Annotated in this window: 6 protein-coding genes and 3 tRNA genes; 3 read left to right on the top strand and 6 right to left on the bottom strand. The window is 73.7% G+C overall.

The annotated features are described in order from the left end of the window. From AB0E19_RS24770 to AB0E19_RS24760, 3 genes are all read right to left on the bottom strand, one after another. A partial coding sequence (locus tag AB0E19_RS24770) for a DEAD/DEAH box helicase (RefSeq protein ID WP_362184166.1) occupies positions 1–2,056 on the bottom strand: 2,056 nt, incomplete at its 3' end. A gap of 213 nt (positions 2,057–2,269) precedes the next feature. Beyond that, a complete protein-coding gene (locus AB0E19_RS24765; protein WP_362184163.1) occupies positions 2,270–3,016 on the bottom strand; it encodes a hypothetical protein in 747 nt (248 codons plus the stop codon). Positions 3,017–3,171: 155 nt separating this feature from the next. After that, positions 3,172–3,522, bottom strand: coding sequence for a metallopeptidase family protein (locus tag AB0E19_RS24760; RefSeq protein WP_030496497.1), 351 nt, complete (start codon positions 3,520–3,522; stop codon positions 3,172–3,174). Between the two features lie 105 nt (positions 3,523–3,627). Between AB0E19_RS24760 and AB0E19_RS24755 the strand changes: the two genes are divergently transcribed. The 3 genes from AB0E19_RS24755 to AB0E19_RS24745 all read left to right on the top strand — a co-directional run bounded on the left by AB0E19_RS24755 (position 3,628) and on the right by AB0E19_RS24745 (position 3,910). Then, positions 3,628–3,700 (top strand) — tRNA-Glu (locus tag AB0E19_RS24755). Positions 3,701–3,740: 40 nt separating this feature from the next. Continuing rightward, a tRNA-Asp gene (locus AB0E19_RS24750) sits at positions 3,741–3,814 on the top strand. A gap of 22 nt (positions 3,815–3,836) precedes the next feature. Then, positions 3,837–3,910: transfer RNA gene (locus AB0E19_RS24745), tRNA-Phe, on the top strand. 40 nt (positions 3,911–3,950) lie between these two features. On the opposite strand, the gene AB0E19_RS24740 is transcribed toward AB0E19_RS24745, so the two are convergent. The 3 genes from AB0E19_RS24740 to AB0E19_RS24730 all read right to left on the bottom strand — a co-directional run bounded on the left by AB0E19_RS24740 (position 3,951) and on the right by AB0E19_RS24730 (position 6,001). Continuing rightward, positions 3,951–4,796, bottom strand: coding sequence for a cytochrome c biogenesis CcdA family protein (locus tag AB0E19_RS24740; RefSeq protein ID WP_362184159.1), 846 nt, complete (start codon positions 4,794–4,796; stop codon positions 3,951–3,953). Next, positions 4,793–5,563: a thioredoxin domain-containing protein gene (locus AB0E19_RS24735; protein WP_362184156.1), complete on the bottom strand. Its 771-nt coding sequence runs from the start codon at positions 5,561–5,563 to the stop codon at positions 4,793–4,795. Before AB0E19_RS24735 ends, AB0E19_RS24740 begins: the two co-directional genes overlap by 4 nt. 66 nt (positions 5,564–5,629) lie before the next feature. Further along, a complete protein-coding gene (locus AB0E19_RS24730) occupies positions 5,630–6,001 on the bottom strand; it encodes a hypothetical protein (RefSeq protein WP_362184153.1) in 372 nt (123 codons plus the stop codon). Between the last annotated feature and the right edge of the window lie 14 nt (positions 6,002–6,015).

The raw sequence follows: 6,015 nt of genomic DNA, 5'->3' as shown, positions 1-6,015 counted from the left end.
GTCGGTCGTCGCGACGCTCGAAGGAACGGCCGCCACGGTCGCCACCGCGGTCGTCACGGTCACGGAACGACGGACGGTCGTTGTCCCGGCGGAAGCCGCCCGACGGACGGTCGTCGCGACGCTCGAAGGAACGGCCGCCACGGTCGCCACCGCGGTCGTCACGGTCACGGAACGACGGACGGTCGTTGTCCCGGCGGAAGCCGCCCGACGGACGGTCGTCACGGCGGAAGCCGCCACGGTCGCCACCGCGGTCGTCACGGTCACGGAAGGACGGACGGTCGTTGTCCCGGCGGAAGCCACCGGACGGACGGTCGTCGCGACGCTCGAAGGAACGGCCGCCGCGGTCGTCGCGGTCGCGGAACGACGGACGGTCGTTGTCCCGGCGGAAGCCGCCACGGTCGCCACGGTCACGGCGCTCGTAGTTGCCGCGCTCGTCGCGGGCCGGGCGCTCCTCGCGGCGCTGCTCCTCGCGGGCGACGCGCTCGGCCTCGGCGGCAGCGGCGGCCACCTCGGCCTCGGCGGCCTCGGCGACGGCGGCGACGGCGGTCTCCGGGTCCTCGCCGCGCTCGCGGGCGGCCTGCGCGACGAGGCGGTCGGCCTCCTCACGGAGCTCGACGGCACGGCGCTGGAGGCGCTCCAGCTGACGGGTCAGGTCGACGACCTCGCGCTCGGCCTGCTTGGCCGAGTTGTTCGCGGAGTCGGCCTGGACCTCGGTCAGCGAACGGGCGCCGGTGATCTCGGCGACCTCGGGGTCGAAGGCGCCGGCGCCGCCGACGATGTGGCGCGAGGCGTCGACGCCCGCGTCCTCCATCAGGCGGAAGATCTGGCGGCGCTGGTGCGGCAGGGCCAGGGAGACCACGACGCCGGAGCGGCCGGCGCGGGCGGTGCGGCCCGAGCGGTGCAGGTAGTCCTTGTGGTCGCCGGCCGGGTCCACGTTGAGGACCAGGTCGATGCCGTCGACGTGGATGCCGCGGGCGGCGACGTCGGTGGCGACGAGGACGTTGACGTAACCGTCCTTGAAGTCGGCGAGCGTACGGGTACGGGCGCCCTGGGTCATGCCGCCGTGCAGCGCGTCGGCCTTCACGCCGGACTCGCGCAGCTGCTCGGCGACGCGGTCGGCACCGAGCTGGGTGCGGACGAAGATGATGGTGCGGCCCTTGCGGGCGGCGATCGCGGCGGTGACCGGGGCCTTGTCCTTCGGCTTCACGACGAGGACGTGGTGGGTCATGGTCGTGACGGCGCCGGCGGACGGGTCGACCTCGTGCGTGACCGGGTCCACCAGGTAGCGCTTGACCAGGCTGTCGATCTCGTTCTCCAGCGTGGCGGAGAAGAGGAGGCGCTGGCCGCCGACCGGGACCTGGTCGAGGAGCTCGGTGACCTCGGGCAGGAAGCCCAGGTCGGCCATCTGGTCGGCCTCGTCGAGGACGGCGACCTGGACCTGCTCCAGGGAGCAGGCGCCGCGGTTGATGATGTCGCGCAGGCGGCCCGGGGTGGCGACGAGGATGTCGACGCCGCGCTCCAGGGCGTAGATCTGGTTGCCCATCGACGTACCGCCGCAGACGACCTTCATGCGGAGGCCGAGCACGTCGCCGTACGGCTGGAGGGCGTCCGCGACCTGCATCGCGAGCTCACGGGTCGGGGTGAGGATGACGCCGCGGGGCTTCTTCTTCTCGGTCTCGCCGCCGGCCAGGGTGGCGAGCAGCGGGAGGCCGAAGGAGAGGGTCTTGCCGGAGCCGGTGCGGCCGCGGCCCAGGATGTCCTTGCCGGCCAGGGCGTCCGGGATGGTCGCGGCCTGGATCGGGAAGGGGGTGGTCACGCCGTTCTGCGCGAGCTTGCGGACGACGCCCTCGGGCAGGCCCAGGTCACCGAAGGTGATCTCGGGGGTCGCGTCGGCGTCGTCGGCCTCGTCGGCCGGGTCGGAGTCGTCGAGGGCCTCGGTGGCCTCGTCGGTGATCTCCGCGTCGTCGGCCAGCTCGACGATCTCGGTGATCTCCGCGATCTCGGTGATCTCGTCGTTCTCGGGCATGACGGTGTGGTCAGAACTGGAAATGGACATGCGAAATGCGAAACCTTCCGGAGTCTCGGCACGCGCCCGTCAACTCCGTGTTTCGCCTTAAGACCGCCTCAATGCGGTCAGCCACGGCAAGGGGAGAGGTACGCGCCAGTCGCGGCGCTCTTCGATGGTGGCGCCGGGCAAATGGGATCAAACGATCTACCACCATACGCACCCTCCCCCACCGCTGGCAAGCCGATCGGAGTGACCTCCGTCTCACGCCGGGCTGACCTGCGGCGATGCCGCCGGTTCGGTGGCCGCACCGGCCGCACGCATCCCGCCCAGCTGTGTCGAGGGTCCCTCGGTCGGCGGATCGCTCGGGTTCGACGTCGGCTCGGGAGTGGGCTCGGGCGTCGGCTCCTGGGTCGGCTCCGGCGTCGGGGTCGGCTCCGGCGTGGGCTCCGGCGAGCCGCCGGGAGGGGTGCCCCCGCTCCCGCCCGGAGCGCCTCCGGCCTCGCCACCGGTCCCGCCCGTGCCCCCGCCGTCCGTGCCACCCCCGCCGGTGCCGCCGCTCCCGCCGGAACCGCCGGCCTCCCCGCCGCCCGCGCTCCCGGCGGCGCCGCCCGTCCCGTCCTGGCCGCCGGCGGCCGTGCCGCCCGCGGGATGCGTCCTGGACGGCGGCGAGCCGCCGGGCTCGCCCGGCGCCGGGTGCTTCACGTCCCCGGAGGGCGAGGCGGAGGCGGAGGGCGAACCGCTCGGCACCGGGGACTTCCCGCCCCCGCCCGCCGCGTCGGGGCCGCCCGCGTGCCCGCCGCGGCCGCCGCCGTACGCCCCGCCGCCCCCGTCCGTCTCACCGGTGCCGCCCCCGTCCGGCTCGGCCGAGGCCCCCGGCTTGCCCCCGCTCGCTCCGGGCGCCGGCCGGGCGCTCTCGTCGCCGACACTCATACAGCCGCTCAGACCGGCGCACGCGGCGACCGCGAGGGCGGCGGCGGCCCATCGAACGCGGGTGGGGAAAGGGCGCACGGAGGCACCTCCAGGACACAGAAGGCGGGGAAAGGAACGCGTCCCCCTGCCCAACTCCCCGGCCGCCGCAAGGGACACGGCACGGCGACACCCTTGTTCGACCCGACCGGCCGGCCGCGGCCGCACCCCGCGCCCCCTCGGGCGGCGGATCCGGATCAGCCGTAGCCCAGCGCGTGCAACCGCTCGTCGTCGATGCCGAAGTGGTGGGCGATCTCGTGGACCACGGTGATCTCGGTCTCGGCCACGACGTCCTCGCGGGACTCGCACATCCGCAGCGTCGGCCCCCGGTAGATCGTGATCCGGTCGGGCAGCACGCCGGCGTACCACTCCCCCCGCTCGGTCAGCGGCGTCCCCTCGTAGAGCCCGAGCAGCTCCGGGTCGTCCGGAGAGGGCTCGTCCTCCACGAACACCGCCACGTTGTCCATCAGCCGCGTCAGCTCCGGCGGGATCCGGTCCAGGGCCTCGGCGACAAGCTCCTCGAACTCCTCGCGCGTCATCTCCAGCACGGGCCCATTCTCCCCTCCCCGGAAACCGTTTTGGCGATACCGCCCGCCATCCCATATGCTTCTCACGTCCCCGAGGCGCTGAGAAGCGCCCAGGTGGGGCCGTTAGCCCTCATCGTCTAGTGGCCCAGGACGCCGCCCTTTCAAGGCGGTAGCACGGGTTCGAATCCCGTTGGGGGCACGCACCACCGTGTGCGAGACTGGTTCTCGCACACAAGCAAGGCTCTGTGGAGCAGTTGGTTAGCTCGCCACCCTGTCAAGGTGGAGGTCGCGGGTTCAAGTCCCGTCAGAGTCGCCGAAGCTGGAAACAGCTTCGTGGCTGGGTAGCTCAGTTGGTACGAGCGATCGCCTGAAAAGCGATAGGTCGCCGGTTCGACCCCGGCCCCAGCCACAGTGAGAAGGGCCCCGTTCGCGAGAACGGGGCCCTTCCTCTATTCCGGCTGCTCCGCCCGCCGCGTACGGCTCCGGCTCCGGCCCCGCAGCGCGAGCACCGGACCCACCACCGCCGCGACGCCGACGAGCAGCGCCCAGTCCGGCACCGCCCGGCCCCACTCGGCGACCCGCCGCTCCACGGCGAAGGAGTCGTCCACCGAGAGCAGCCCCGGCAGCGCCGTCGTCCCGTCGAAGACCAGGAACAGCGTGCCCAGGGCCACGAAGAAGAGGCCCGACGCCAGCGAGGTCGAGTGGACCTCGAAACGGCCGACGCGGAGCGGGCGGCCGCGCAGCCAGCGCCGCCGCCCCAGGTCGTACCGCTCCCACAGCAGCGCCAGCACGAACAGCGGCACCGCCATCCCGAGCGCGTACACCGCGAGCAGCAGGCCGCCGTACGCCGGGCTGCCGCTCAGCGCCGCCACCGTCAGGACGCTGCCGAGGATCGGGCCCGCGCAGAAGCCCGCCAGGCCGTACACGAGGCCCAGGGCGTAGACCGAGACCGCCGAGGTCGGGCGGATCCGGCCGCTCGCCTCCGACATCCGGCGCGAGGCGAAGCCCAGGCCCAGGATCTGGAGGACGCCGAGCCCGATGATCAGCCAGCCGCCGGCGGCCACCAGGAGGTCCCGGTGGCCGTAGAAGAAGCGGCCCGCGAGCGAACCCGCCGCGCCCAGCGGTACGAGGGTGGTGGCGAGGCCCGCGTAGAGGATCGCGGTCCGCGCCACCAGCTTCGCCCGGTTCTCGATCGAGTACGCGAAGAAGGCCGGCAGCAGCAGGGCGCTGCACGGGCTGAGGAGGGCGAGCAGGCCGCCGAGGAAGGCCGCGAAGTAGCCGATCCCGGAGGTCACCGCCCGGCCGCCTTCGCCGACTTCGCCGCCGCCTCGATGGCCTCCGTGAAGGTCTCCAGGGGCTGGGCGCCCGCGATCGGCCGCCCGTTGACCAGGAAGGAGGGGGTGGAGGAGGCGCCGAGCTCGTACCCCTGCTCCTGGTCCTTCCGCACGGCCGCCCGGGCCGCCTCGCTCCCGCTGTCCTTCGCGAACCTGGCCGGGTCCGGGACGCCGGCCTCCTTCGCGAGCGCCGCCAGCCGCTCCGTGCCGAAGCCCTTCTCCTTGGCCCCGTCCGCGTACGCCGCCTTGTGGAACTGCCAGAAGCGGCCCTGCTGCCCGGCGGCCCAGGAGGCGCGGGCCACCGCCTCGGACTCCTCGCCGAAGATCGGGAAGTTGCGCCACTCGATGCGCAGGGTGCCGTTCTCGACGTACTTCTCGATCAGGACCGGCTCGGTGTCCCGGGCGAACTTCCCGCAGTAGCCGCACTTGAAGTCGGCGTACTCGATCAGCACCACCGGCGCGTCGGCACGGCCCAGGGCGAGCTGGTCGGAGGCGTCGCGGCGGGCGTACTTCTCCAGCTCCGCGTACACCCCGGCCTGCGGGTCGGCGGACACCTCGGCGACGGCCGAGGAACCGGAGGTGCCGGGGGGCGAGGGCTTGGTGGCGGTGTACGAGACGACGCCGAGCAGCGCGGCGGCGACCGCCACCCCGGCGACGATCAGGACCGGCTTGGACTTGGAGGAGGACGCGGAGGAGGACGCGGAGGACCTGGAAACGGGCTTGGACATGCGGAAGCGCTCCTGAAGGAGGAAGGAGGAAGAGAAAGCAGGACGGACGGCGGAGGCGGCCGTCTCCTACACCCTCAGGACCGACAGCTCCACGGGCGTCGGCACCCGCGCGGGCGGCTCCCGGCCCGACGGCGCGTCCGGAGCGCGCGGGTCGGGCTGCCGGACCGCGCACGGCCCCCGGTCGGCGCCCAGCGCCGGCAGCAGCTCGGCGAAGCCGGACGCCCTCGGCGGTACGACGGGACCGGCGTCGCCCAGGTCGGCCGGATGGCCCGGGTCGCACCCCGGCACGGCGGCGCCCACGACGAGCGGGGCCGCACCCGGAGCCGTGGCACTCGAAGCCGTGACGCTCGGGGCCGTCGAGGCCCCGCAGACCAGCAGACCGAGCACCAAGGCCGCCAGCACCATCAGCGCCGCCGGCGCGCGGGTGGTGCGGAACATGCGAAACCTCTCCG

The organism is Streptomyces sp. NPDC047974 (assembly GCF_040653375.1).
In the GTDB taxonomy this organism is placed as follows: Bacteria; Actinomycetota; Actinomycetes; order Streptomycetales; family Streptomycetaceae; genus Streptomyces.
The sequence above is the reverse complement of the archived record's forward strand: the minus strand, read 5'-3'. Positions and strand labels throughout refer to the sequence as shown.

Bases quoted from the DNA above. Each gene is read 5' to 3' on its own strand.
- AB0E19_RS24735 (WP_362184156.1), bottom strand. From the start codon at position 5,563: ATGTCCAAGCCCGTTTCCAGGTCCTCCGCGTCCTCCTCCGCGTCCTCC.
- AB0E19_RS24730 (WP_362184153.1), bottom strand. From the start codon at position 6,001: ATGTTCCGCACCACCCGCGCGCCGGCGGCGCTGATGGTGCTGGCGGCC.